Below are 23,218 nucleotides of genomic sequence, written 5' to 3'. Positions count from 1 at the left end.
GGCGGGGAAGTCGGATAGACACGCACAAAAGAGCCCAGGCGATGCCATCGCCTGGGCCCAAAAGTACTGCCCCGATCACCGTAATCCGTTGGTCGACCCTTGGACAAGGAGACAGGGGCGAGCGCGGAATCCGGTGTCGCTACGGTATTCCCGGGCCGATTAAGCACTTGTTAAATCGCGCCGCCCGGGCTTGCCGCCGCGGCGCTGCCGGCGGACCCGACCGACCTCTACCCAACCTGCATCTTGCGAGATCTTGACTGCAAGTTCGATGATTTTGCCGGCAATATTGATGCCGGTAGCCTCCTCGATACCCTCCAGCCCCGGCGACGCGTTGACCTCCAGCACCAGCGGCCCACGGTGCGATCTGATCAGGTCGACGCCCGCCACTCCCAGCCCGACCGCCCGCGCCGCCCGGACCGCGACGGCCTGTTCGTCTGGCGTGGCTTCGATCGCGACCGCGGTGCCGCCGCGGTGCAGGTTGGAGCGGAAATCGCCGGGCGCCGACTGGCGCTGCATCGCCGCGACCACGTGATCACCAACCACGAAGCAGCGCAGGTCCGCGCCCTCGGCCTCGGCGATGAACTCCTGCACCAGGAAGTTGGCGTACAGCCCGCGCAGCGCTTCGACCACGCTGCGCGAGGCCGACAGCTTCTCGGTCAGCATCACGCCTGCGCCCTGGGTGCCCTCGTTGAGCTTGACCACGTGCGGCGGTGGCCCGAGCAGGGCCAGCAGGTCGGCGGTGTCGTCGGGGTTGTCGCCAAACACGGTCGCGGGCAGGCCGATGCCTTGCGCCGCCAGCAGCTGGTGGCAGGCGAGCTTGTCGCGCGCCCGCGCGATCGCGGCGGCCGGATTGGGTGTGTGGCTGCCCATCAGTTCGAACTGGCGCAGCACCGCGCAGCCGTAGCGCGTGATCGAGGCGCCGATGCGCGGGATCACCGCGCCGTAGCCGTCGATGGCGCGGCCCTTGTAGCGCATCGCGAAGCCGTCGTCGCCGATGCGCATGTAGCAGCGCAGCGGGTCGAGCACGCGCACGCTGTGGCCGGCCGCGCGCGCGGCATCGACCAGTCGGCGCGTCGAATAGAGCTTGCCGTTGCGGGAGAGGATCGCGAGCTTCATCGGCTGGCCTGGAAGCGAAAAACGGCGGCATCACCGTGTCGATGATGCCGCCGCCTGGAGTCTGGAGCGGGTGATGGGAATCGAACCCACGCTAGCAGCTTGGGAAGCTGCAGTTCTACCATTGAACTACACCCGCATGCGGCACCAGTCTATGCGCGCCGCGCCCGGGTTGGCAACGCGGGACGCCGACGCAGCCGGCGCCCCGCGCGGGCTCAGAACCCGCCGCCCAGGGTGGCGAAGGCGGTGCTCTGCTTGCCGCCCTTCTCGCCGGCGTTCAGGCTCACGCCGAGGTTGGCGTCCAGGCCGAACAGCGAGGTACGCGCGCCGAGGGTCAGCGTTGCGTAACCATCGTCATAGCTCCGGCCCGGCACCGCGTAGTCCAGGCCGGTGCTCTGCGAACGCGCGAAGGCCTCGGCCGCGCCGTCCTCGAACTCACGGTCCAGGGTGAGCCGGGCGTAGGGCGCCAACCGGGCATGGATCGTGTAGCTGGCCTGCCAGCCGATGCTGCCGATGAGCGAATCGAACTCCTGGTCGGGGAAGGCCAGCGAGCTCGAGCTGCCGGCATCGCCCTCGGCGAAACCGTCGACCTCGATGCGCTGCGCGACCACGCCCAGCACCGGGCCGTGGCTCAACGCACCCTCGCCCAGGTTCCAGCCGGCCTGCAGCGCGGCGGTGAGGTTGCTGCCGTCGGTGGAACCGCGGTGCACGCGCAGCGCCGGTCCGATCGGCACCTGGCGCTCGATGTCGAAATCCAGGCTGGTGTAGCTGAGTTGGCCGTTGACCCAGGCGCCACCCTCGGAATGCCAGCCGACGAAGCCACCCAGGGTCGCCTCGGCCTGGTCCCACTCGCCACGGCGCTGGCCCCAGTCGTTGGCCTGGCGGCCGTAGCCGGCAAAGCCGCCGAACACAAGCTCGCCGCTGGCCCAGCCCAGGCCGGCAGTAAGTGCCGGGCCGGCGCCGTCGTAGTCGTCACCGTGGTCGTAGCGCTGGAAATCGCCGCGCAGGTCGACCCACCAGCGGCGTCCGTCCTGCGCAGGCGCGACCGCAAGCTGCGCGCCGACGCGCTCGGCGCGGCCGCGGCCGGTCATCGCCGCCGAATGCGGCAGCACCGCGATCTGGCGTGGCCCCTCGATCATCGAAAGGGCGAGGTCGGCGATGGCGCGGTGCGCGACCGAGCCCGGGTGCACGCCGTCGGCGAACAGGTAGGTCCGGTCGGCGCCGGGCGTGACATAGGTGGCGGGGCTGCAGGTGATCGACTGCGCGGTGATCTGCGGCTGGCAGGCGGTGCCGGTGACGTTGGCCAGGCCGTATGCCGACGGTGTCGCCACCACCTCGCGCAGGAAGGTGAAGGTGTCGAGCGGGATCACGCGCAGCCCGCTGGCCGCCAGTCCGCCGTACAGCGCGTCGTTGTAGGCCGCGGCGATCGCCGTGCCCTGCGCGGCAGCGGTCGGCCCCTGCACCAGGAAGCTCGGGGTGATGCCGATGTCGGGGATGTTGGGGACCAGCACGTACTGCGCGCCAGCCGCCTGCAGCGCGCCGACGATGCCGACCTGGGCGGTCACGGCCGCGCCGATGATCTGCTGCGCCTGGGCCGGGTTGGCCGCGATCGAGAACAGGTCGTTGGGGCCGCCCCACACGGTGTAGAGCGCATCGGGATCGGCACGACCGCCGTTGGCGGCAAGGTAGTTGCCTGCCTGCGTGGCCAGCGACGGGGTCAGCCCGAACGGCGGCCCCATGCGGTCGGTGGCGACCATCGCGCCGCCGGCGGCGTAGTTGTCGCCCGACTGGCCGTTGCCGTTGGGCCTGGCGTCGGTGCCGTATGCCAGCGCCAGCCATTCGGCCCAGACCAGGCCCGGATTGGTGGTGAAGCGGCCAAGCGCCGCCGCCTGCGGATTCTGCTGCACCAGCAGCGGCCGGAAGTAGCCGGCGTCGGTCAGGCTGTCGCCGAAAAACACCGTGCGCGAGAAAGTGTCTTCGGCCAGCGCCGGCGCGCTGGCAAGCGCCAGGGCAGCGGCCAGCATCGCGATCACGGGGGTGGAACGGGGCTTGGAACGGTGCATGCAGCGGCTCCGGGATAAAGTGACGACGGCCACAGTACGGGGCCGCATGGTTCGCAAGTGTCCACGAATCACGCCCTCGGCTCACGCCGCACTGCGGCACGGCCGACGTGCACTGCGCAGCACAGCGGGCGACAATCCAGGCATGGACATCCAGCTCAACGGCGACGCACTGACCGTCGCGGACAACACCACGGTGCAGGCCCTGCTCGAACAACAGGGCCTGGGCGGCCGCCGCGTGGCGGTCGAGGTCAACGGCACGATCGTGCCCCGCAGCCACCACCAGGACCATCTCCTGCACGACGGCGACCACATCGAAATCGTCCACGCATTGGGAGGGGGGTGAGCGAACGCGCTTAGCCGATGCCCTATCGGCATCGGCTGCGTTCGCGAACGCCCGCACATGGATGTGCGGGCCGGACCGGACCGAAGCCCACGCCGTCCCGCCATGGACGGCACCAAACCACTGACCGAAGCATCGCGATGCCCTATCGGCATCGGCTGCGTTCGCGAACGCCCGCACATGGATGTGCGGGCCGGACCGACCCGAAGCCCCCGCCGTCCCGCCATGGACGGCATCAAACCACTGACCGACGCATCGCGATGCCCTATCGGCATCGGCTGCGTTCGCGAACGCCGCACACCGCCCAGGAAGGCGGCCGCCAGCACTGATGCCATCCCGAGCGCAGCGAAGGATCTGCGGTGGCGCAAGCAGGTCCCTCGCTGCGCTCGGGATGGCAATCGGAAGCCGCAATGCATGATCCGGGCCGTCGCACCGCCCTCGCGTGCGCCCACAGCACTGCGTTTCGCCGATGGCCTTGCCCCTGCCCACTCCGCGCTCCCACACCCATTCGCGCCCGTCCCTGACCACAGCCCCACCCGCCGCCCGCATCCCACGCCCTTTGCGCGATAATCGGGCGATGACCACGCACACCACTTCCGATGACCTCGTCATCGCCGGCAAGTCCTACCGCTCGCGCCTGCTGACCGGTACCGGCAAGTTCCGCGACCTCGACGAAACCCGCCGCGCCACCGAGGCCGCCGGCGCTCAGATCGTCACCGTGGCGATCCGCCGCACCAACATCGGCCAGAACCCCGGCGAGCCCAACCTGCTCGACGTGCTGCCGCCCGAGCGCTACACCATCCTGCCCAACACCGCCGGCTGCTACACCGCCGAGGATGCGGTGCGCACCTGCCGCCTGGCGCGCGAGCTGCTGGACGGCCACAACCTGACCAAGCTCGAGGTGCTGGGCGACCAGAGGACGCTGTACCCGGACGTGGTGCAGACGCTCAAGGCGGCCGAGCAGCTGGTGGCCGACGGCTTCGAGGTCATGGTCTACACCAGCGACGACCCGATCCTGGCCAAGCGGCTGGAGGAGATCGGCTGCGTGGCGGTGATGCCGCTGGCCGCGCCAATCGGCTCGGGCTTAGGGATCCAGAACCGCTACAACCTGCTCGAGATCATCGAGAACGCGAAAGTGCCGATCATCGTCGACGCTGGCGTGGGCACCGCCTCCGATGCGGCGATCGCGATGGAGCTCGGCTGCCACGGCGTGCTGATGAACACCGCCATCGCCGGCGCCAAGGATCCGGTGCGCATGGCGCGTGCGATGAGGCTGGCGGTCGAGGCCGGGCGCGATGCCTTCCTCGCCGGCCGCATCCCGCGCAAGCGCTACGCCAGCGCGTCCTCGCCGGTGGACGGGCTGGTCGGCTGAGCGATGACCGATCCGTTCGCCAGTGACGGCGCAAAGGTCCCACCCAAGCCGTTCACCGTCGTCGAAGGCCGCCGCGAGGTCCGCAGCTTCGTCCTGCGCCAGGGCCGCTTCACCGACGCGCAGCAGCGCGCGTTCGATGCGCAGTGGCCGCGCTACGGCCTGGACTACAGCGGGCAGCCGCGCGATTTCGACGCGACATTCGGGCGCAGCGCGCCGCGCGTGCTGGAGATCGGCTTCGGCAACGGCGATGCGCTGCGCTTTGCCGCGGCGAACGATCCCGGCCGCGACCTGGTCGGCATCGAGGTGCACGCACCGGGCGTCGGCCGCCTCCTCAACGCCCTGGCCGCCGACGATGCGGACAACGTGCGCGTCTACCACCACGATGCGGTCGAGGTGTTGGCCAACGAGATCGCCGACGCCAGCCTCGACGAAGTGCGCATTTACTTCCCCGACCCCTGGCACAAGAAGCGCCACAACAAGCGCCGCCTGGTGCAGCCCGCGTTCGCGCAGCTGCTGGTGCGCAAGCTTGCGGCGAACGGTCGCCTGCACCTGGCCACCGACTGGCAGGACTACGCCGAGCAGATGTGGGACGTGCTTGACGCCACCGCGGGACTCACCAACCGCGCCGGTCCACGCGGCCACGTCCCGCGCCCCGAATGGCGCCCGCAGACCCATTTCGAAACCCGCGGCCAGCGCCTCGGGCACGGCGTCTGGGACCTGCTGTACGACCGGCAGGGAACGCTGGCGACATGACCCTCCTGCCGCGACCGACGCCGCGATTGCTGCCGCCGGGCCTTGAGCCGGCTGCGCCGGTCCCGATGGCGGACGGGTCCGGCTCCCGGCACTCGCATCCCGGATCCCGACCCTGATGGACCCCCAGCTCGCGCTCACGACGGACATGAAGATCGTGCTCGGGCTGGTGGGCCTGACCATGGTGCTGTTCGTGTTCCAGCGCGTGCGCGCCGACCTGGTGGCGCTGGTGGTGCTGGTGATGCTGGGCCTGACCGGCCTGGTGCAGCCGGAAGACCTGTTCAACGGCTTCTCGTCCAATGCGGTGATCAGCGTCATCGCCACGATGATCCTGGGCATGGGCCTGGACCGCACCGGCGCGCTCAACCGGCTGGCGGCGTGGCTGCTGCGACGTTCGCGCGGAGCCGAGGACCGGCTGCTGCTGCTGGTCTCGGGCATCGCCGGGCTCAATTCGTCGGTGATGCAGAACCCGTCGGTGATGGCGCTGTACCTGCCGGTGGTCTCGCGCCTGTCCTCGCGCACCGGCATCAGCCTGTCGCGGCTGCTGCTGCCGGTAGCGGTGTCGATCGTGCTGGGCGGCACCCTGACCATGGTCGGCAACTCGCCGCTGATCCTGCTCAACGACCTGCTGGTGGCGACCAATGCCAACCTGCCTTCCGGCGCGGCGACGCTCGAGCCGCTGAACATGTTCGCGCCGATGCCGATCGGCCTGTCGCTGCTGGCCGCAGGCCTGCTCTACTTCCACTTCCAGGGCAAGCGCCGGCTGCGCGAGGACGGCGACGCCAACGTCACCCCGGCGCGTACCGAGAGCTACTTCTCGCGCACCTACGGCATCGAGGGCGAGGTGCACGAGCTGATCGTCACCGCCGACAGCCCGATGGTGGGCATGACCTTCGGCGAGGCCGAGGCGCTGCACAACGCGCCGCTGCTGCTGGCCCTGCAGACCGGCAACGAATCTCGCCTGGCGCCGCCGCCCGATGCCCGCATCTGGGTGGGCAGCGTGCTCGGCGCGATGGGCCCGCGCCAGCAGGTGGCGGACTTCGCGCAGAACCAGTTCCTGCGCATGAACTCGCGGCTGCGCAACTTCGCCGACCTGTTCAACCCCAGCCGCGCCGGCATTTCCGAAGCGGTGATCCCGCCGACGTCGAAGTTCATCGGCAAGACCGCGGCCGAACTGCAGCTGCGCCGCCAGTACGGCATCAGCCTGCTGGCGATCAACCGCGACAAGACCGTGATCCGCGAGAACCTGCGCGACACCGCGCTGCGCGCGGGCGACATGCTGGTGCTGCACAGCATCTGGCAGGACCTGGCCCTGGCCGCCGCCAAGCGCGACTTCGTCACCGTCACCGACTATCCCAAGGGCGAGCAGCGGCCGCACAAGTTCCGCATCGCGATGATCATTTTCGCGGTGACCATGCTGATCGCCCTGTCCGGGCGCGTGCCGACCTCGATCGCGCTGATGACCGGCGTGGCCGGCATGCTGGTGTTCGGCGTGCTGAAGATGGACGAGGCCTATTCGGCGATCAGCTGGAAGACGGTGTTCCTGATGGCCTGCCTGATCCCGCTGGGCTGGGCGATGGACGGCAGCGGCGCCGCGGCCTGGGTCGCCGGCAACACCATCGAGCGCCTGCCGGGCGGGCTGCCGGTGTGGCTGCTCGAGTTCTCCGTGGCCCTGCTCACCGCGGCGTTCTCGATGGTCATCAGCCACGTCGGCGCGACCATCGTGGTGGTACCGATCGCGGTCAACCTGGCGCTGGCGACCGGCGGCAATCCGACCTCGTTCGCGCTGATCGTCGCGCTGTCGGCCTCCAACAACTTCGTCACCCAGTCCAACCCGGTGATGTCGATGATCACCGGACCCGGCGGCTATCGCCCGCGCGAGCTGTGGCGCATCGGCCTGCCGCTGTCGCTGGTGTACACCTGCATCGTGGTGCTGGCGGTGAACCTGATGTTCTAGCGCGCCTCAGGCGCCGTCGGCGGCGCCGAGCGACACCGCGCCGTCCACGATCGTGACGTCCACCGCGCGCAGCGATTCGCCCCGACAGGGCCCGGCGACGCATTCGCCGCCGCGCAGCTCGAAGCTCGCGCCGTGCACTGCGCAGACCAGAAGGCCTTCCTTCGACTTGAGGAATTTCCCCGGCGCCCAGTCGAGGCGGCGACCGGCATGCGGGCAGATGTTGAACCAGGCGCGCACCTGGTCGCCGTCGCGGTGCAGGATCAGCGATTCGGCATTGTCGTCGACCAGCGCCTCGACCTCGGCCAAGCCGCCGTCGGGAATGGCGTCGAGTGCGATCAACGGCGGCTGGTTATACGCTGTGCTCATGTCGAGGGTTTAACGTTCCCGTTACAACTTGGTTGCGTCCGCGCCCGATACTGGCGCCTCCACATTGTCGCACCCACTGCCGATGTCGTTTGTCTCCTTCCGCTCGCTCCATGCCCGCTTCGACGCCTCCGGCGTGCGCGGGCTGTTCACGCCGCGCAAGCCGCGCAATCCGCTGCTGCGGGTGGCGCTGGGGCTGGTGGGCGTGGCGGTGCTGGCGGTGCTGCTGGTGATCGGCCTGTTCGTGGGCGCGGCGATGCTGTCGTTCGGCCTGCTGCGCAGCGTGCTGCGCGCCCGTCCGGGCAAGCCGCGCGCCGGGGTGCTCGATGCCGAGTACCGCGTCGTGTCCAAGCCCGGCCAGCCCATCCTGCGCTGATCCGATGCGGGACGTCATCGAGGCACCCGTGATTCCGCGCATTCCCGTGCGCGGTGGCGGCACGTTCCCGGTACGCCGGATCTATTGCGTGGGACGCAACTTCGCCGACCATGCGCGCGAAATGGGTGCGTCAGCGCCTGCGTCGAAGGCCGAACGCGGCACGCCGATCTTTTTCCACAAGCCGGCCGACGCGATCGTCACCGACGGCCGCGTCGCCTATCCGCTAGCTACGCAGGACCTGCACCACGAGGTCGAGCTGGTCGTCGCGCTCGGCAGCGATGCGCCATACGGCGTGCTGCCGGTCGATGCCGCGCAGGCGCTGGTGTTCGGCTACGGCATCGGCCTCGACCTCACCCGCCGAGATCTGCAGGCCGCGGCCAAGGCCAAGGGCCTGCCCTGGGACGCGGCCAAGGGTTTCGACCAGTCCGCGCCGGTGAGCGAGATCGTGCCGGCCGGAGCGATTGGCGCACTCGCGCCGCGGCGGCTGTCGCTTGAGGTCAACGGCGAGATCCGCCAGCAGTCCACGCTCGACCAGCTGATCTGGGACGTGCCGGAAATCCTGCACGAACTGTCGAAACTCCATGCCCTGCGCGCCGGCGACCTGGTGTTCATGGGCACCCCCGCCGGTGTGGCTGCCCTGCAGTCGGGCGACACCTGCGTGGCGCGCCTGGACGAGGTGCTGGAGCTGCGTTGCCAGCTGCAGCCGCGCTCGGCATAGTGGCCGCGCGCGGCGACCGCCGCCGCGCCCCGTACATTTCGAGGAGAGGCCGATGGGCATGATCAGTGAGTTCAGGGAATTCGCGATGCGCGGCAACGTCATCGACCTCGCCGTGGGCGTGGTGATCGGCGGCGCCTTCGGCAAGATCGTCACCTCGCTGGTGGACAACATCATCATGCCGCCGATCGGCCTGCTGCTGGGCGGCGTGGACTTCGCCGACATCGGCTGGACCCTGCGCGGCGCAACGGTCGATGCGGCCGGCGAGGACGTTCCGGCGGTCGTGATCGGCATCGGCGAATTCTTCAATACGATGGTGCAGTTCGTGATCATCGCGTTCGCGATCTTCATGCTGGTCAAGCTGATCAACCGCATCCACCGCAAGCCCGAGGCCGCGGCGGAAGGTCCTTCGGAAGAAGTGCTGCTGCTGCGCGAGATCCGCGACTCGCTGCAGAAGTAGCGCGCCGGCAGCCGCTGCACGCGAAGCCGCGGGCCTGCTAGGCTCGCGGCTTCTTCGTTTTTCCGGAATGCCCTGATGCGCCTGGCCAAGCTGCTGTTGCTGTCCTGCCTGACGCCCGCACTCGCCGGCGCTGCCGAATCGGCGCAAGCGCCCGACGACATGATCGAAACAGCCACAGCACTGCGCGAACGCGCGCTGGCCGACGGGACCGCGTGGAAGCTGGTCGAATCGCTGACCACCCAAATCGGACCGCGACTGGCCGGCAGCGAAGCCGACGCGCGTGCCGTGGCCTGGGCAGAAGCGAAGTTCCGCGAGCTGGGCTACGACCGGGTCTGGACCGAACCGGTGACGTTCCCCAAGTGGGAGCGGCGCAGCGAATCCGCGCAGGTGCTGGGTATCCACGCACAGCCGCTGGTGGTGACCGCGCTGGGCGGCAGCCCGGGCGGCACGGTCGATGCGGAGATCGTGCGCTTCGACAGCCTCGAGGCGCTGCAGGCCGCGCCTGCCGGCTCGCTGAGCGGCAGGATCGCCTTCGTCGACTACCGCATGCAGCGCGCGCGCAACGGCAGCGGCTACGGCACGGGCGGCGCGATCCGCAGCCGCGGACCGTCCGAGGCGATCCGCAAGGGCGCGGTCGCTTTCCTCATGCGTTCGGCCAGCACCAGCCCGCAGCGCGTCGCCAACACCGGCATCACCCGCTTCGACCAAGGGCTCGCTCCGATCCCGTCGGCGGCGCTGTCGCTGCCCGATGCCGACCAGCTCGTGCGCCTGCTGCAGCGCGGCCCGGTGCGCGTGCGCCTGGCGCTGGACTGCGGCTGGGACGGCGAATACACCTCGCACAACGTGATCGGCGAGATCACCGGGCGCGAAGCGCCGCAGGAAGTCGTGCTGCTGGGCGCGCACCTGGACTCGTGGGACCTGGGCACCGGCGCCATCGACGACGCATCGGGCATCGGCATCACCATGGCCGCCGGCCGGCTGATCGGCCAGCTGCCGCAGCTGCCGCGGCGCAGCATCCGCGTGGTCGCCTTCGCCAACGAGGAGCAGGGCCTGCTCGGCGGACGCGAATACGCGCGCAGGCATGCGGCCGACGTGGCCAACCACGTCATCGCGGTGGAGAGCGACTTCGGCGCCGGCCGCATCTACGGTTTCAACACCAGCGGCGGCGAAGCGCAGGCCGTCGCGCGGATCGCCGAAGCGCTGGCGCCGCTCGGCATCGTGCACATGCCGGGCAAGGGCGGCCCGGGGCCGGACATCTCGCCGCTGGCGGCCATTGGCGGCGCCTGGGCGTGGCTGGGCCAGGACGGCACGCAGTACTTCGACCTGCACCACAACGCAGACGACACGCTCGACAAGATCGATCCGGCCGACCTGGCGCAGAACCTTGCCGCGTACGCCGTGTTCGCATGGCTGGCGGCGGAATCGGACGAGGGCTTCGGCAGCGCGCCAAAGCCCGGGCTCGGTGCGGGCGAATAGGCAAAGCATCGCGGCTGAAGTCGCTCCTACAGTTTCTATTCCCGCAGGAGCGGCTTCAGCCGCGATCCACCGGACCTCGACAGGAAACATGCACATGCCCGAAGTCTCGACCGCGCCCGCAGCACCTGATTTCCGCTCCCGCGCCTTCCTGCTCGGCCACGTCGCCGACACCATGCGCTTCTACCACCCGCGCTGCATCGATCCGGCCGGCGGCTTCTTCCACTTCTTCCGCGACGACGGCACGGTCTACGACGCGGCCACGCGCCACCTGGTCAGCAGCACGCGCTTCGTCTTCAACTACGCGATGGCGCTGCGCGCGTTTGGCGACGAGCGCTGGCGCGCACCGGTCGGGCATGGCCTGGACTACCTGCGGCGCGTGCACCGCAATCCGGACACCGGCGGCTATGCCTGGCTGCTGCGCGACGGCGTGGCGGTGGACGACACCAACCACTGCTACGGCCTGGCCTTCGTCGCGCTGGCCTATGCCAAGGGCATCGAAGCCGGGTTCGCAGAGGCCGAAGCCTGGCTGGACGAAACCTGGGAGCTGATGGAGCGCCACTTCTGGGAGCCGGCGCACGGCCTGTATGCCGACGAAGCCGACGGCGACTGGCGGCTGTCGCCCTATCGCGGGCAGAACGCCAACATGCACGCCTGCGAAGCCTGGCTGGCGGCGTTCGAAGCCACCGGTCAGCGACGCTACCTCGAGCGTGCGGCGCTGTTGGCCGAGCGCATGGTGCAGGGCCGCGCGGCGCTCACCGGCGGCCTGGTCTGGGAGCACTTCCACACCGACTGGCGCGTGGACCCGGACTACAACCGCGGCGACCGCAGCAACATCTTCCGCCCCTGGGGTTTCCAGCCCGGGCACCAGGTGGAATGGGCCAAGCTGCTGCTGATCCTCGACCGGCACGCGCCGGCCGAATGGCGCCTGCCGCGCGCACGCGAACTGTTCGACCGCGCGATGGCGATGGCCTGGGACCCCGTGCATGGCGGCGTGGTCTACGGCAACGACCCGGACGGCGGCATCTACGACGCCGACAAGTACTTCTGGGTGCAGGCCGAGTCGATCGCAACGGCCGTCCTGCTCGCCGACCGCAGCGGCGATGCCGCGTACTGGCAGTGGTACGAGCGGCTGTGGGATTACAGCTGGACCCACTTCGTCGACCACGCGCACGGCGCCTGGTACCGCATCCTCAGCCGCGACAACCGCAGCTACAGCGACGAGAAGAGTCCGGCGGGCAAGACCGACTACCACACGATGGGTGCCTGCCACGAAGTGCTGAACGTGCTGCCTGAAGGAGCCTGACGGGGGGCGGAAGCGTCTGGCGGATCCTTGCCCGGGGAAAGGAGTCGGCGCTGGTGCGGGCGTCCATCGCGGCTGAAGCCGCTCCTACAAGTGCGACGCCTGTCCATCGCGGCTGAAGCCGCTCCTGCGATTGCGATGCCTGTAGGAGCGGCTTCAGCCGCGATGGATAGCAACGCGCCACGGATGCCCGCCGGCAACCGCACGCTACACCGTCAGACCTTCTCCGCATCCGCGGCCAGCAACGCCTCGACCTCGCGCCGGTCCGGCGCATGCGCGCCCGCGCGCGTGCATGCCGCGGCGGCCACGGCGGCCGCAAAGCGCAGGTGTTGCTCCCAGCCCTGCTCCGGTTGCTGCAACATGCTGGCGAGGAAGCCGCCTACGCAAGCGTCGCCGGCGCCGACCGTGTCGCGTACCGCGACCGCCAGCGCCGGCTGCTCGATGCGACGCCCCTCAAGATGCAGGGTCATGCCGTCCGCGCCACGTGTGTACAGCAGCAGCGCCCCGGGCTTCATCCGCCCGCGCACACGGCCCAGCGCCTCGCCGGCCGGAAGCGGCGGGTAGATCTGGCGCAGGTCTTCGTCCGACAGCTTGACCAGGTCGGCAATGGCGGCGAGGCGCTCGAACAGCGGCGGATAGTCCGCACCCATCAGGTTGCGGCAGTTGGGATCGAAGCTGATCCGCACGCCGCGCGCATGCAGCTCTTCGGCCAGCGCCAGCAGGCGCGCACCCAGCGGCTGGCGCACCAGGCTGATGCAGCCGAAGTGCGCGTACTCGCAGGCCTCGCGCCAACCCTCCGGCAGCAGCGCCGCGTCGAAGCTCTGGTCGGCGCTGCCGACGAAGAAGTACTGCGGTGGATCCAGCGCATGCACGATCGCCAGCAGCGGCGGTTGTCCAACCTGCTGCGCAAAGCGCAGGTCCAGGCCCGCCTCGGCCGACCTGCGCATCAGCTCATCGCCAAACAGGTCGTTGCCCACCGACCCGCCCCAGCCGGTCGGCACGCCCAGCGTCGACGCCACGCGTGCGACGTTCCAGCAGGCGCCACCCGGCACGCTGCGCCACTGGTCCTCGTCCGTGCGCACGAAGTCGGTCAATGCCTCGCCGAAGACGACCAGTTTCGGCAGGGCGCGCGGGATTTCGTGCTGTGCGGGAGACGGCTGCTGCATGGACGGATACCGTGAGGAGGTCACCCAAGCATGTCATCGATCTGGCTCGCGTGGAGTCCCGCGGGCGCCAGCTTCGCGGCGTCCTGGCGCGGACAGGGCGCGGCGCAGCCATCGCTGCGCCGCGGATGACTAGCGGCGGCTGCCCGCCCACTGCGCAAGCAACACCGCGGTCGCCGCGGCGACGTTGAGGCTCTCCACCGCGCCGGTGCCCGGGATCGACAGGCGCAGGTCGCAGGCCGCGGCGAGCGCATCCCCCATGCCTGCACCCTCGGCACCGATCACGTAGACCACACGCGGCGGCAGCGCTGCCTTGAACAGATCCTCGCCGTCGCGCACGACCGTCGCGGCCAACACAAACCCCGCCGCGCGCAGCTGCGCCATCGCCTCGTCCGCGGCGCCCGGGCGCACCAGCGGCACGATCTCCGCGCCACCCTCGGCCACGCGTGCGGCAGCGCCGGACAGCGTCAGCGACGCGTCCTCCGGCAACAACAGCGCAGACACGCCGAAGTGCGCGGACGAGCGCAGGATCGCGCCCAGGTTGTGCGGATTGCCCACGCCATCCAGCCACAGCGCGCAGCACGGCCCCGCCGGCAGCGCCGCCAGCCAGTCGGACAATGCCAGTTGCGACTCGCGCAGCACATCGGCCACCACGCCTTCGTGATGCGTGCTTGCCGACAGGCGGCGCAGCTCGTCCTCGTCCTCGACCACGCGGTAGCCGATGCGGTTGGCCACGCACCACTTCAGCAGCGGCTGCAGCTGCCCCATGCGATCGGGCGACAGGTACAGCTTGCGGATCGCCTGCGGACGCCGCGCGAACACCGCGCGGACCGCATTCAACCCGTGCAGGCGCAGTTCCGCGCTCCGCGCCGGCGCAGTCGGCGCGTCCGCGGGAATGCGCGCGGGTTCGCGCGGTGCCCGCGATTCACGCCCAGGCGCCGCCGTTTCGCGTCCGCGCGCGCCCCACGGCGAATCCCTGCCGGGGCCCGGAGGCGGCGGACGCCTGCTCATTTCAGCCGCCCACGCCAGAACTCGGCGTTGCGGATGCCGAGGGCGTCGGGGTCGAACACCGGCTCCACGCCCTGCTTCTTCTGCCGCTCGTAGTCGCGCAGTGCCAGCAGCGCTGGCTTCTGCAGCAGCAGGATGGCGATGAGGTTGAGCCAGGCCATCAGCCCGACGCCCAGGTCGCCCAGCGCCCAGGCCATGCCCGCGTTGTTGAATGCGCCGAAAATCACCATGCCCACGAGCGTCACGCGCAGCAGCAGCGTCGCCAGTGGCCGCGTCTTGTGGCCGTTGATGTAGGTCAGGTTGGTTTCGGCCATGTAGTAATAGGCCATGATCGTGGTGAATGCGAAGAAGAACAGCGCCGTCGCCACGAAGCCCGCGCCCCAGCCCGGCAGCACCGTATTGATGCCGTGCTGCACGAAGCCGGCGCCCGCCTCGATGCCGGGCAGTGCCTCCTGCAGCATCGCGCCGTCCGGCCCCACCACGTTGTACATGCCGGTGGCCAGCACCAGGAACGCGGTCGAAGTGCAGATCAGCATGGTGTCGAAGTAGATCGCCCAGGCCTGCACGTAACCCTGCTTGGCCGGATGCGAGACCTCGGCCGCGGCGGCAGCGTGCGGACCGGTGCCCTGGCCGGACTCGTTGGCATAGACGCCGCGCTTCACGCCCCACTCCACCGCCAGGCCCAGCATCGCGCCGAAGCCGGCGTGCATGCCGAAGGCGCTGGAGAAGATGATGTTGAACATCTCCGGCACGTACTCGTAGTTCAGCGCCATCACCAGCAGCGCGGTGAGGATATAGCCCACCGCCATGAACGGCACCACGAGTTCGGCGAACGCGGCGATCCGCTTGACGCCGCCGAAGATGATCGTGGCCAGCAGCAGGGCCACGACGACGCCGATGCCGAGCTTGAGCGCGTCGCGCGTCTCCATGCCCAACACCTGGCCCTCGAGCGAACCGCACAGCGCGCCGCCCTGGCAGGCATTGGCGATGCCGTCGGCGATCGCATTGGCCTGCACGCCCGGCATCAGCACGCCGGCCGCCGCAATGGTCGCGATCGCGAACAGCACCGCATACCACTTCAGGCCCAGGCCCTTCTCGATGTAGTACGCCGGGCCACCGCGATAGCGGCCCTCGTTGTCCTTTTCCTTGTATATCTGCGCAAGGCAGCACTCGACGAACGAGGTCGAGGCTCCAAGGAAGCCCATCACCCACATCCAGAAAATCGCACCCGGCCCGCCGAAGGCGATGGCGGTCGCCACGCCGGCAATGTTGCCGATGCCGATGCGTCCTGACATGGACAGCGCCAGCGCCTGGAACGAGGACACGCCGGCGTCGGACTTCTGGCCCGAGAAGGTGAGCCGCGTCATCTCGACCAGGCCGCGCACCTGCATGAAGCGCGTGCGGAACGAAAACCACAGTCCGGCACCCAGGCACAGCGCGATCAGCGCCTTGCTCCAGATGATGCCGTTCACCCAGCCGAGAATTGCTTCCACGGAACTCTGCCTCCGGTTCGGTTCGACGCTCCGGCCGGGACGGCGGGCGCACGGAAGGCGGCACGATAACTGATTTCCGCCAGGTTGCCGCCCTCATCGGGCCGCCTCCAAGCTGTCATCCCGAGCGCAGCGAGGGATCCGGGCCTGGTGCCTGCTCAGGCAAGATCCCTCCTCGCTGCGCTCGGGATGACAGCCACAAGGTGCCGGGACTGCGAGCCGCACCCGCCGTCGCCACTGCGTGCCACCGCAGGCACGCTCAGGCGTGCCCGCTGACCGGCGCCGTCTCCGCCTCCATCTGCTCCAGCTTCTTCGCCAGCGCATTGGGCGAGCGCGTGAACGGCGCCAGCAGCGCGTAGAACGCGGGCACCACGAACAGCGACAGCAGGGTCGCGAACGACACGCCGAAGATGATCACCACGCCGATGGTCGCGCGGCTGGCCGAGCCCGGTCCGCCCGCCGCCACCAGCGGCACCGCGCCCATCACCGTCGCGGCCGAGGTCATCAGGATCGGGCGCAGTCGCACCGCCGACGCCTCGGCGATCGCCTCGCGCACGCTCATGCCCTCGTCGCGCAGCTGGTTGGCGAACTCGACGATCAGGATGCCGTTCTTTGCCGCCAACCCCACCAGCATCACGATGCCGATCTGGCTGAACAGGTTGAGCGTGCCGCCGGTCGCCCACAGCCCGATCAGTGCACCGAGTACCGCCAACGGCACCGTCAGCATGATCACCAGCGGATGGATGAAGCTCTCGAACTGCGCGGCCAGCACCAGGTAGACGATCAGCAGCGCCATGGTGAAGGTCACCAGCACCGCGCCACCGGCGCGCTGGTATTCGCGCGTTTCGCCCTTCCAGTCGATCTGTGCGTAGTCGGGCAGTTCCTCGTCGATGACCTGGCGCGTCCAGTCCAGCGCCTCGCCCATGCTGTAGCCCGGCGCAAGGCCCGCGCTGATGGTGATCGCGCGGAGGCGGTTGAAGCGGTTGAAGTTGCCCGGCTCGGCGATTTCCTCGAGCGTGACCAGGTTGGACATCGGGATCAGCCCGCCATCACTGCCGCGGACGTAGGTGTTGCCCAGGTCCGCGGGCGTCATCCGCGCTTCACGGCCGGCCTGCACCACCACCTCGTATTCCTCACCGTTGTCGACGTAGGTGGTGACGTGGCGCGAGCCCATCATCGTTTCCAGGGTGCGTCCGATCTCGGTGACCGACACGCCCAGGTCGGCCGCGCGCGCGCGGTCGATCTGCACGCGCATCTGCGGACGCGTTTCCTTGTAGTCCGAATCCGGATCCTGGATGCCGGGGTTGGATTCCATGCGCTCCAGCACGCGGTCGCGCCATTCGGCCAGCTCCGCGTAGTCGGGCCCGCCAAGCACCAGCTGGTAGCGCTGGCCACGGCTGCCGACCAGGCCGCCGGGCACGCTTGCGCGCACCTGTACGCCCGGTACGTCGGTGAACTGGCGGCGCAGCCCGGCCACCACCTCGTCGGTGCTCTGCTCGCGCGTGCCCCAGTCCTCCAGGAAGACGATGATCTGTCCGGTGTGCATCTCCTCGCCGCCACCCCAACTGCGCGGGGCCCGCGAGTTGGCGCGCTGGATCGGCTTGCCCTCGCCCACCTGCCTGAGCACGATCTCCTCGACCTGCTGGACCTGCTGCACCGTGTAGTCGAAACCCGCGCCTTCCGGCCCGTCGATCATCAGGAAGAAGCGGCCACGATCCTCCGCCGGCGCCAGCTCGCTGGGCACGCGCAGGAACAGCAGCGCGGCAACCAGGCCACACAGCACCATCGCCGCGACCACCATCGCCAGCAGGCGGCCACCGGGCAAGGCCACCAGCCTCGACACGCGGTAGCCGTAGCCCTTGCTCACGCGGCCCAGCTGCCGGTTCATCCAGGCGTTGAAGCCGGTGGTCTTGACGTGCGGGCGCAGCAGCTTGGAGCACATCATCGGCGTCAGCGTCAGCGCGACGAACGCCGACAGCGCCACCGCGCCGGCCAGCGCCACCGACAGTTCGCGGAACAGGCGTCCGGTGTTGCCTTCCATGAAGCCGACCGGCAGGAACACCGCCACCAGCACCGCGGTGGTGGCGATCACCGCGAAAGCGACCTGCGCGGTGCCGCGGCGCGCCGCGACCAGGGGCGGCTCCCCCAGGTCGACGCGTCGCTGCGCGTTCTCCAGCACGATGATCGCGTCATCCACCACCAGGCCGATGCACAACACCAGCGCCAGCAGGGTGAGCAGGTTGATCGAGAAGCCGAACGCGTACAGGGCGATGAAGGCCGCGATCAGGCACACCGGCACCGTGACCGCCGGGATCAGCGCCGCGCGCAGGCTGCCCAGGAACAGCCAGATCACCAGGAACACCAGGGCCATCGCCTCGGCCAGCGTCCAGTACACGCGCTTGATCGAGGCGTCGATGAATGTGGTGCTGTCGAAGGACACGTAGATGTCGGTGCCTTCGGGCAGTGTCTCCTGGATGACCTCGGCCTCGACGCGGGCGGCGCGCGCCACGTCCAGCGCATTGGCGGTGGAGGTGCGCACGATGCCAAGGCCGACGTTCGGCACGCCGTTGCTGCGCAGGTAGGAGCGGCGCTCTTCCGGGCCCACCTCCACCTGCGCCACGTCACCCAGCCGCACCACATAGCCATCGTCGCCGCGGCGCAGCGGGAGCTGCGCGAACTGTTCGGGCTCGCGGTAGCCGCGCTCCACGCGCAAGGTGAAGTCGCGCGACTCGGACTCGATGCGCCCGGCCGGCAGCTCGACGTTCTCGCTGCGCAGCGCGGCTTCGACGTCGCCGGCGGTGATCCCGCGCGCAGCCATGGCGTCGCGGTCGAGCCAGATGCGCATCGCGTAACGCTGCGAGCCGCCCAGCTGCACGCGCGCCACACCATCCAGCGCCGACAGCCGGTCTACCACGTAGCGGTCGGCGTAGTCGGTCAGCGCCATCGTGTCCATCGCGGTGGAGCGCATGTTGAGCCAGACGATGACCTCGGCATCGGCCTCGACCTTGGAGATCTCTGGCGGATCGGCCTCGTCGGGCATGCGGTCCATCACCCGGCTGATGCGGTCGCGCACGTCGTTGGCGGCCGCCTCGATGTCGCGCGTGAGGTTGAACTCGATGGTCACGTCGGCGCGGCCGTTGCGGCTGCTCGACTGGATCGTGTTGATGCCCTCGATGCCCGACAGCGCATCCTCGAGGATCTGGGTGACGCGGGTTTCCACCACCGCCGCGGACGCACCGGGATAGTTGACCTCCACCGAGACGATCGGCGGATCGATGTTGGGCAGCTCGCGCAGGGTCAGGCGCATGAACGACATCAGCCCCAGCACCACCAGCAGCAGGCTGATGACGATCGCGAAGACCGGGCGCTTGATCGAGAGGTCGGAAAGCTTCATTGCCGGTCAGCCGTCCTGCGCCGCAGGCTCCGCTGGCGGCTGCACCGGCACGTCGGCGCCGGCCGTGTCGCTGACCATCAGGCCCGGGCGCAGCTTGCCGGTGCCATCGATGACGATGCGCTCGCCCGCGTCCACGCCGCGCAGCACCTCGACCTGCCCGACCCGGCGCTCGCCCACCTGGATGGGGACGCGCTCGACCGTGTCGTCGCTTTTCACCCGCCACACGAAGGTGTCGCGGCCCACCTGCACCACCGCGATCTCCGGCAGCACCAGCGCCTGCCGCTGCGGCCGCGAGAGCTGCACCTGCATCAGCATGCCCGGGCGCAGGCTGCGTCCATCGTTCGGGAAGTCGCCGCGCACCATGACCGCGCGCGTGGCCGGATCGACACGCGCGTCGACGCTGGACACCTCGCCTTCGAAGGTCACGCCGGGCCATGCAACGCTGCTGCCGGCAAGCGGCTGGCCGGCGGCCAGGTGCGCCAGGTGCACTTCGGGCACCGGGAAGTCGACATGCACGCGCGAGAGGTCATCGAGCGTGGCGATCACCGTGCCCGGCGTGACCAGCGCGCCGGGGCTCACCTCGCGCATGCCAAGCACGCCGGCGAAGGGCGCGCGGATGCGGCGGTCGCCGATGTCGGCGCGCATCTGCACCACGCGTGCCAGCGTGGCGTCGCGCGTGGCGCGCTGGGTATCGACCATGGAGCGCGCGATCAGCTGCTGCCCGACCAGCTCGCTGCCGCGGCGGTACTGCTGCTCGGCTTCCTTGGCCTCGGCCTCGGCCGCCTGCAGCGCCGCCTGCTGCTGGTTGCCGGACAGCGTGATCAGGGGCGCGTTGGCCGCCACCTCGTCGCCGCTCTCGAAATGCACGCGTTCGACGGTCTCGCTGACCTTGGCCGTGATCGACACCGACTCGCGCGCCTTGACCGTGCCCAGCGCCGAGATCGTGTCGCTCCAGGGCTGCATAGCGGCGACCTGCGTGGTCACCACCGCCACGGGTGCGGCCTCGCCCGCACCGGTGGACGCGGCATCGCGGCCACAGGCGGCCGGCAGCAGGCACAGGCCCGACAACAGCAGGATCGGGAACGACGGGAAACGGAAATCGGCGGGCATGTCGACACGGCGGGGGGAAACCGCCCGATTCTATCGATCGACGGTGAAGGCCGCCCATGCCATAGGAGGGGGCGATCCCCTCCGGAAACCTGTCAACCGCGGCCGCGCGCGCGCGTTACCGGCGCGCTGCGGAACTCAGGCAGTGCCGCGCCACCTGCCCAGGGCTGCCTCGCCGTTGTCGCGGGCCCGGGCAAACACCGTGTCCTGCGCCTTGCCCACGTTGCCCTGCAGGTCCTGCGACCAGATTTCCAGCGCCGCGGACTGCATCGCCCGACCGTAGGAGAACGACAGCGGCCAGGGATGCGGACCCATGCGGTTCATCGCGTCCAGGTGCGCGGTCGCGGCCTGGTCGCCCTGGCCGCCCGACAGGAACACGATGCCCGGCAGGATCGCCGGCACGGTCGACTTCAGGCACAGCAGCGTGGCCTCGGCCACTTCCTCGACCGTCGCGGTTTCGCCGCTGTCACGGCCCGGCAGCACCATCGAGGGCTTGAGGATGGTGCCCTCCAGGCTCACGTTGTGCTGGTAGAGCGCGTCGAACAGCGAGCGCAGCACCACCTCGTGTACTTCGTAGCTGGATTCAATGTCGTGCGTGCCCTCCATCAGCACTTCCGGCTCGACCATCGGCACCAGGCCCTGCTCCTGGCACAGCGCGGCAAAGCGCGCCAGCGCGTGGCTGTTGGATTCGATGCAGGTGCCGGTCGGGATGTCGTCACCGATGTTGATCACCGCGCGCCACTTGGCAAAGCGCGCGCCGAGCTTGTAGTACTCCTCCAGCCGCGGGCGCAGGCCGTCCAGGCCCTCGGTGACCAGTTCGCCCGGGCAACCGGCCAGCGGCTGGGTGCCCTTGTCGACCTTGATGCCGGGAATGATGCCGGCGTCGGCCATGAAGCGGGCCAACGGCACACCGTCGCGGTTGGCCTGGCGGATGGTTTCGTCGTAGAGGATCGCGCCGCTGACATGCTGGCCCAGGTTCGGCGTGGCCAGCAGCAGTTCGCGGTAGGCGCGGCGATTGGCCTCGTTGCTCGGCACGCCGACGATCTCGAAACGCTTCGAGATCGTGCTGGTCGATTCATCGATCGCCAGGATGCCCTTGCCGGGGGCAACCATCGCCTGTGCGGTTTCAGCGAGCGTTTCGATGCTCATGTCGGGAAGTGGGCCGTGCGGGAAAAGGGGGCGGAGTATAGCGCCCGTCCCTTCATTTCCCGTTTGCCGCGCGCGTGGTGCGGCCGCCTTCGGCGTTGGATTGCCAGCGGCCGCGTGGTTGCGGCTGCAGCCGCTCCTACAGCTCGCCGAGGCCTTCGGCGAGGCCGTCCTTGCCGACCTGCAGCAGGCGCATGGTGTTGGTGGCGCCGTGGGTTTCCATGTGCTCGCCGCTGGTGAACACCACGCGGTCGCCCGGGTCCAGCACCCCCGCTTCCACCAGCAGGCGCACGCTGCCGCGCGCGGCCTCGCGTGGGGTCTGCCCGCGGCTGTCGTAGTCGGTGGGATACACGTCGCGCATCAGCGCCATGCGCCGGCGCACGCCCGCGTGGCGCGAGAACGCGTAGATCGGCGGGCCGGCACGGAAGCGCGACAAGTGGCGCGCAGTACCGCCCGATTCGGTCATGGCCACGATCGCCGCCACGCCGATGTGTTCGCTGATGAACATGGTCGCCATCGCGATCGCCTGGTCGGCGTGCTGGAGCCCGCGCTGCGCCTTCTCGAAGTCGGTGTCGTGCGCGAACTGGCGCTCGGCGCCCATGCAGATGCGCGCCATCGCCTCGACCGCGCGCAGCGGGAAGTTGCCCGCCGCGGTCTCGGCCGAGAGCATCACCGCGTCGGTGCCGTCGATGACCGCGTTGGCCACGTCCAGCACTTCGGCGCGGGTCGGGATCGGCGAGTCGACCATCGACTGCAGCATCTGGGTCGCGGTGATCACCACCTTGTTGCGCGCCAGCGACTCGCGGATGATCTTCTTCTGCAGGCCCGGCAGCTCGGCATCGCCGATTTCCACGCCCAGGTCGCCGCGCGCCACCATCACCACGTCACTGGCGTCGATCACCTCGGCCAGGTTCTCGATCGCCTCGGCGCGCTCGACCTTCGACACCATCGCGGCATCGGAGCCGTGCGAACGGGCGATCGCACGCGCCTCCTCCATGTCGGCTGCGTTGCGGCAGAACGACACCGCGATGTAGTCCACGCCGATCTGCGCGGCGACGCCGATCAGCTCGCGGTCGCGCTCGGTGAGCGCGCCCAGCGACAGCCCGCCGCCGAGCTTGTTGAGCCCCTTGCGATCGGACAGCACGCTGTCGTTGAGGACGGTGGTGATGATGCGCTGGCCCTCGATGCGCTCGACCTTGAGCTGCACCATGCCGTCGTCGAGCATCAGCACGTCGCCGGCCGACAGGTCGCGCGGCAGGTCGATGTAGCTCACGCCCACCTCGTGCTGCGTCCCCGGCGGCGCATCCTCGCTGGCCACCAGGTCGAAGCGGTCGCCGGCCTTCAGCGACACCTTGCCTTCGACGAAGCGCTCGACGCGGATCTTCGGGCCAGGCAGGTCGGCGAGGATGCCGACTTCGACGCCCACGCGCGCCGCCGCCTCGCGGACCGCCTCGGCGCGCGCAATCTGGCTTGCCGGGTCGCCATGCGAGAAGTTCAGGCGCACCACGTCGACGCCCGCGCGCAGGATCGCGTCGAGCACGCCTGGCGGGTCGGTCGCGGGACCAAGCGTGGCGAGGATGCGGGTGCGGCGGCGGTGTTCGGACATGGACTGGATCCGTTGCATG

Annotated in this window: 19 protein-coding genes and 1 tRNA gene; 9 read left to right on the top strand and 11 right to left on the bottom strand. The window is 69.7% G+C overall.

The window, feature by feature from the left end:
- Positions 1-159 precede the first annotated feature (159 nt).
- The 3 genes from rimK to ACW5EG_RS03180 all read right to left on the bottom strand — a co-directional run bounded on the left by rimK (position 160) and on the right by ACW5EG_RS03180 (position 3,134).
- Positions 160-1,116, bottom strand: coding sequence for a 30S ribosomal protein S6--L-glutamate ligase (gene rimK, locus ACW5EG_RS03190; RefSeq protein WP_457017322.1), 957 nt, complete (start codon positions 1,114-1,116; stop codon positions 160-162).
- Between the two features lie 62 nt (positions 1,117-1,178).
- Positions 1,179-1,252 (bottom strand) — tRNA-Gly (locus ACW5EG_RS03185).
- Between the two features lie 76 nt (positions 1,253-1,328).
- Positions 1,329-3,134: an autotransporter domain-containing protein gene (locus ACW5EG_RS03180; RefSeq protein WP_457021396.1), complete on the bottom strand. Its 1,806-nt coding sequence runs from the start codon at positions 3,132-3,134 to the stop codon at positions 1,329-1,331.
- Positions 3,135-3,318: 184 nt separating this feature from the next.
- Here ACW5EG_RS03180 and thiS point away from each other — a divergent pair, with 184 nt between their 5' ends.
- From thiS to ACW5EG_RS03160, 4 genes are all read left to right on the top strand, one after another.
- Positions 3,319-3,519: a sulfur carrier protein ThiS gene (gene thiS / locus ACW5EG_RS03175; protein WP_457017321.1), complete on the top strand. Its 201-nt coding sequence runs from the start codon at positions 3,319-3,321 to the stop codon at positions 3,517-3,519.
- Between the two features lie 574 nt (positions 3,520-4,093).
- A complete protein-coding gene (locus ACW5EG_RS03170) occupies positions 4,094-4,888 on the top strand; it encodes a thiazole synthase (RefSeq protein WP_457017320.1) in 795 nt (264 codons plus the stop codon).
- A 3-nt stretch (positions 4,889-4,891) separates the two neighbouring features.
- Complete coding sequence (gene trmB, locus ACW5EG_RS03165; RefSeq protein ID WP_457020824.1) at positions 4,892-5,641, top strand: tRNA (guanosine(46)-N7)-methyltransferase TrmB; 750 nt, start codon at positions 4,892-4,894, stop codon at positions 5,639-5,641.
- Between the two features lie 115 nt (positions 5,642-5,756).
- Complete coding sequence (locus ACW5EG_RS03160; RefSeq protein WP_457017318.1) at positions 5,757-7,595, top strand: SLC13 family permease; 1,839 nt, start codon at positions 5,757-5,759, stop codon at positions 7,593-7,595.
- Between the two features lie 6 nt (positions 7,596-7,601).
- On the opposite strand, the gene ACW5EG_RS03155 is transcribed toward ACW5EG_RS03160, so the two are convergent.
- On the bottom strand, positions 7,602-7,961 hold the full coding sequence (locus ACW5EG_RS03155; RefSeq protein ID WP_457017317.1) for a Rieske (2Fe-2S) protein: 360 nt from the start codon (positions 7,959-7,961) through the stop codon (positions 7,602-7,604).
- A gap of 82 nt (positions 7,962-8,043) precedes the next feature.
- On the opposite strand from ACW5EG_RS03155, the gene ACW5EG_RS03150 reads away from it, so the two are divergent.
- The 5 genes from ACW5EG_RS03150 (at position 8,044) to ACW5EG_RS03130 (ending at position 12,288) form a co-directional block, all read left to right on the top strand.
- Positions 8,044-8,334, top strand: a complete 291-nt coding sequence (locus ACW5EG_RS03150; RefSeq protein WP_457017316.1) for a hypothetical protein — start codon at positions 8,044-8,046, stop codon at positions 8,332-8,334.
- A 4-nt stretch (positions 8,335-8,338) separates the two neighbouring features.
- Positions 8,339-9,052: a fumarylacetoacetate hydrolase family protein gene (locus tag ACW5EG_RS03145; protein ID WP_457020823.1), complete on the top strand. Its 714-nt coding sequence runs from the start codon at positions 8,339-8,341 to the stop codon at positions 9,050-9,052.
- A gap of 52 nt (positions 9,053-9,104) precedes the next feature.
- A complete protein-coding gene (mscL, locus tag ACW5EG_RS03140) occupies positions 9,105-9,509 on the top strand; it encodes a large-conductance mechanosensitive channel protein MscL (RefSeq protein WP_457017314.1) in 405 nt (134 codons plus the stop codon).
- Positions 9,510-9,584: 75 nt separating this feature from the next.
- The gene (locus ACW5EG_RS03135) at positions 9,585-10,985 is read left to right on the top strand and encodes a M28 family peptidase (protein WP_457020822.1); all 1,401 of its coding nucleotides are present in this window, start codon (positions 9,585-9,587) and stop codon (positions 10,983-10,985) included.
- Between the two features lie 94 nt (positions 10,986-11,079).
- A complete protein-coding gene (locus ACW5EG_RS03130; protein WP_457020821.1) occupies positions 11,080-12,288 on the top strand; it encodes an AGE family epimerase/isomerase in 1,209 nt (402 codons plus the stop codon).
- 212 nt (positions 12,289-12,500) lie between these two features.
- On the opposite strand, the gene ACW5EG_RS03125 is transcribed toward ACW5EG_RS03130, so the two are convergent.
- From ACW5EG_RS03125 to pyk, 7 genes are all read right to left on the bottom strand, one after another.
- Entirely contained in the window at positions 12,501-13,451 is a 951-nt protein-coding gene (locus ACW5EG_RS03125) for a carbohydrate kinase family protein (protein WP_457020820.1), read from the bottom strand.
- A gap of 129 nt (positions 13,452-13,580) precedes the next feature.
- Positions 13,581-14,459, bottom strand: a complete 879-nt coding sequence (locus ACW5EG_RS03120) for a TrmH family RNA methyltransferase (protein WP_457020819.1) — start codon at positions 14,457-14,459, stop codon at positions 13,581-13,583.
- Positions 14,456-15,949, bottom strand: a complete 1,494-nt coding sequence (locus ACW5EG_RS03115; protein WP_457017309.1) for an alanine/glycine:cation symporter family protein — start codon at positions 15,947-15,949, stop codon at positions 14,456-14,458. The genes ACW5EG_RS03120 and ACW5EG_RS03115 overlap by 4 nt, the downstream gene beginning before the upstream one ends.
- A 256-nt stretch (positions 15,950-16,205) precedes the next feature.
- Entirely contained in the window at positions 16,206-19,340 is a 3,135-nt protein-coding gene (locus tag ACW5EG_RS03110) for an efflux RND transporter permease subunit (protein WP_457020818.1), read from the bottom strand.
- 6 nt (positions 19,341-19,346) lie between these two features.
- A complete protein-coding gene (locus tag ACW5EG_RS03105) occupies positions 19,347-20,450 on the bottom strand; it encodes an efflux RND transporter periplasmic adaptor subunit (RefSeq protein ID WP_457020817.1) in 1,104 nt (367 codons plus the stop codon).
- 135 nt (positions 20,451-20,585) lie between these two features.
- Complete coding sequence (locus ACW5EG_RS03100; protein WP_457017306.1) at positions 20,586-21,596, bottom strand: class I fructose-bisphosphate aldolase; 1,011 nt, start codon at positions 21,594-21,596, stop codon at positions 20,586-20,588.
- Between the two features lie 136 nt (positions 21,597-21,732).
- On the bottom strand, positions 21,733-23,199 hold the full coding sequence (gene pyk / locus ACW5EG_RS03095) for a pyruvate kinase (RefSeq protein WP_457020816.1): 1,467 nt from the start codon (positions 23,197-23,199) through the stop codon (positions 21,733-21,735).
- Positions 23,200-23,218 lie beyond the last annotated feature (19 nt).

The sequence above is a fragment of the Luteimonas sp. A611 genome, assembly GCF_054072715.1.
The sequence above is the reverse complement of the archived record's forward strand: the minus strand, read 5'-3'. Positions and strand labels throughout refer to the sequence as shown.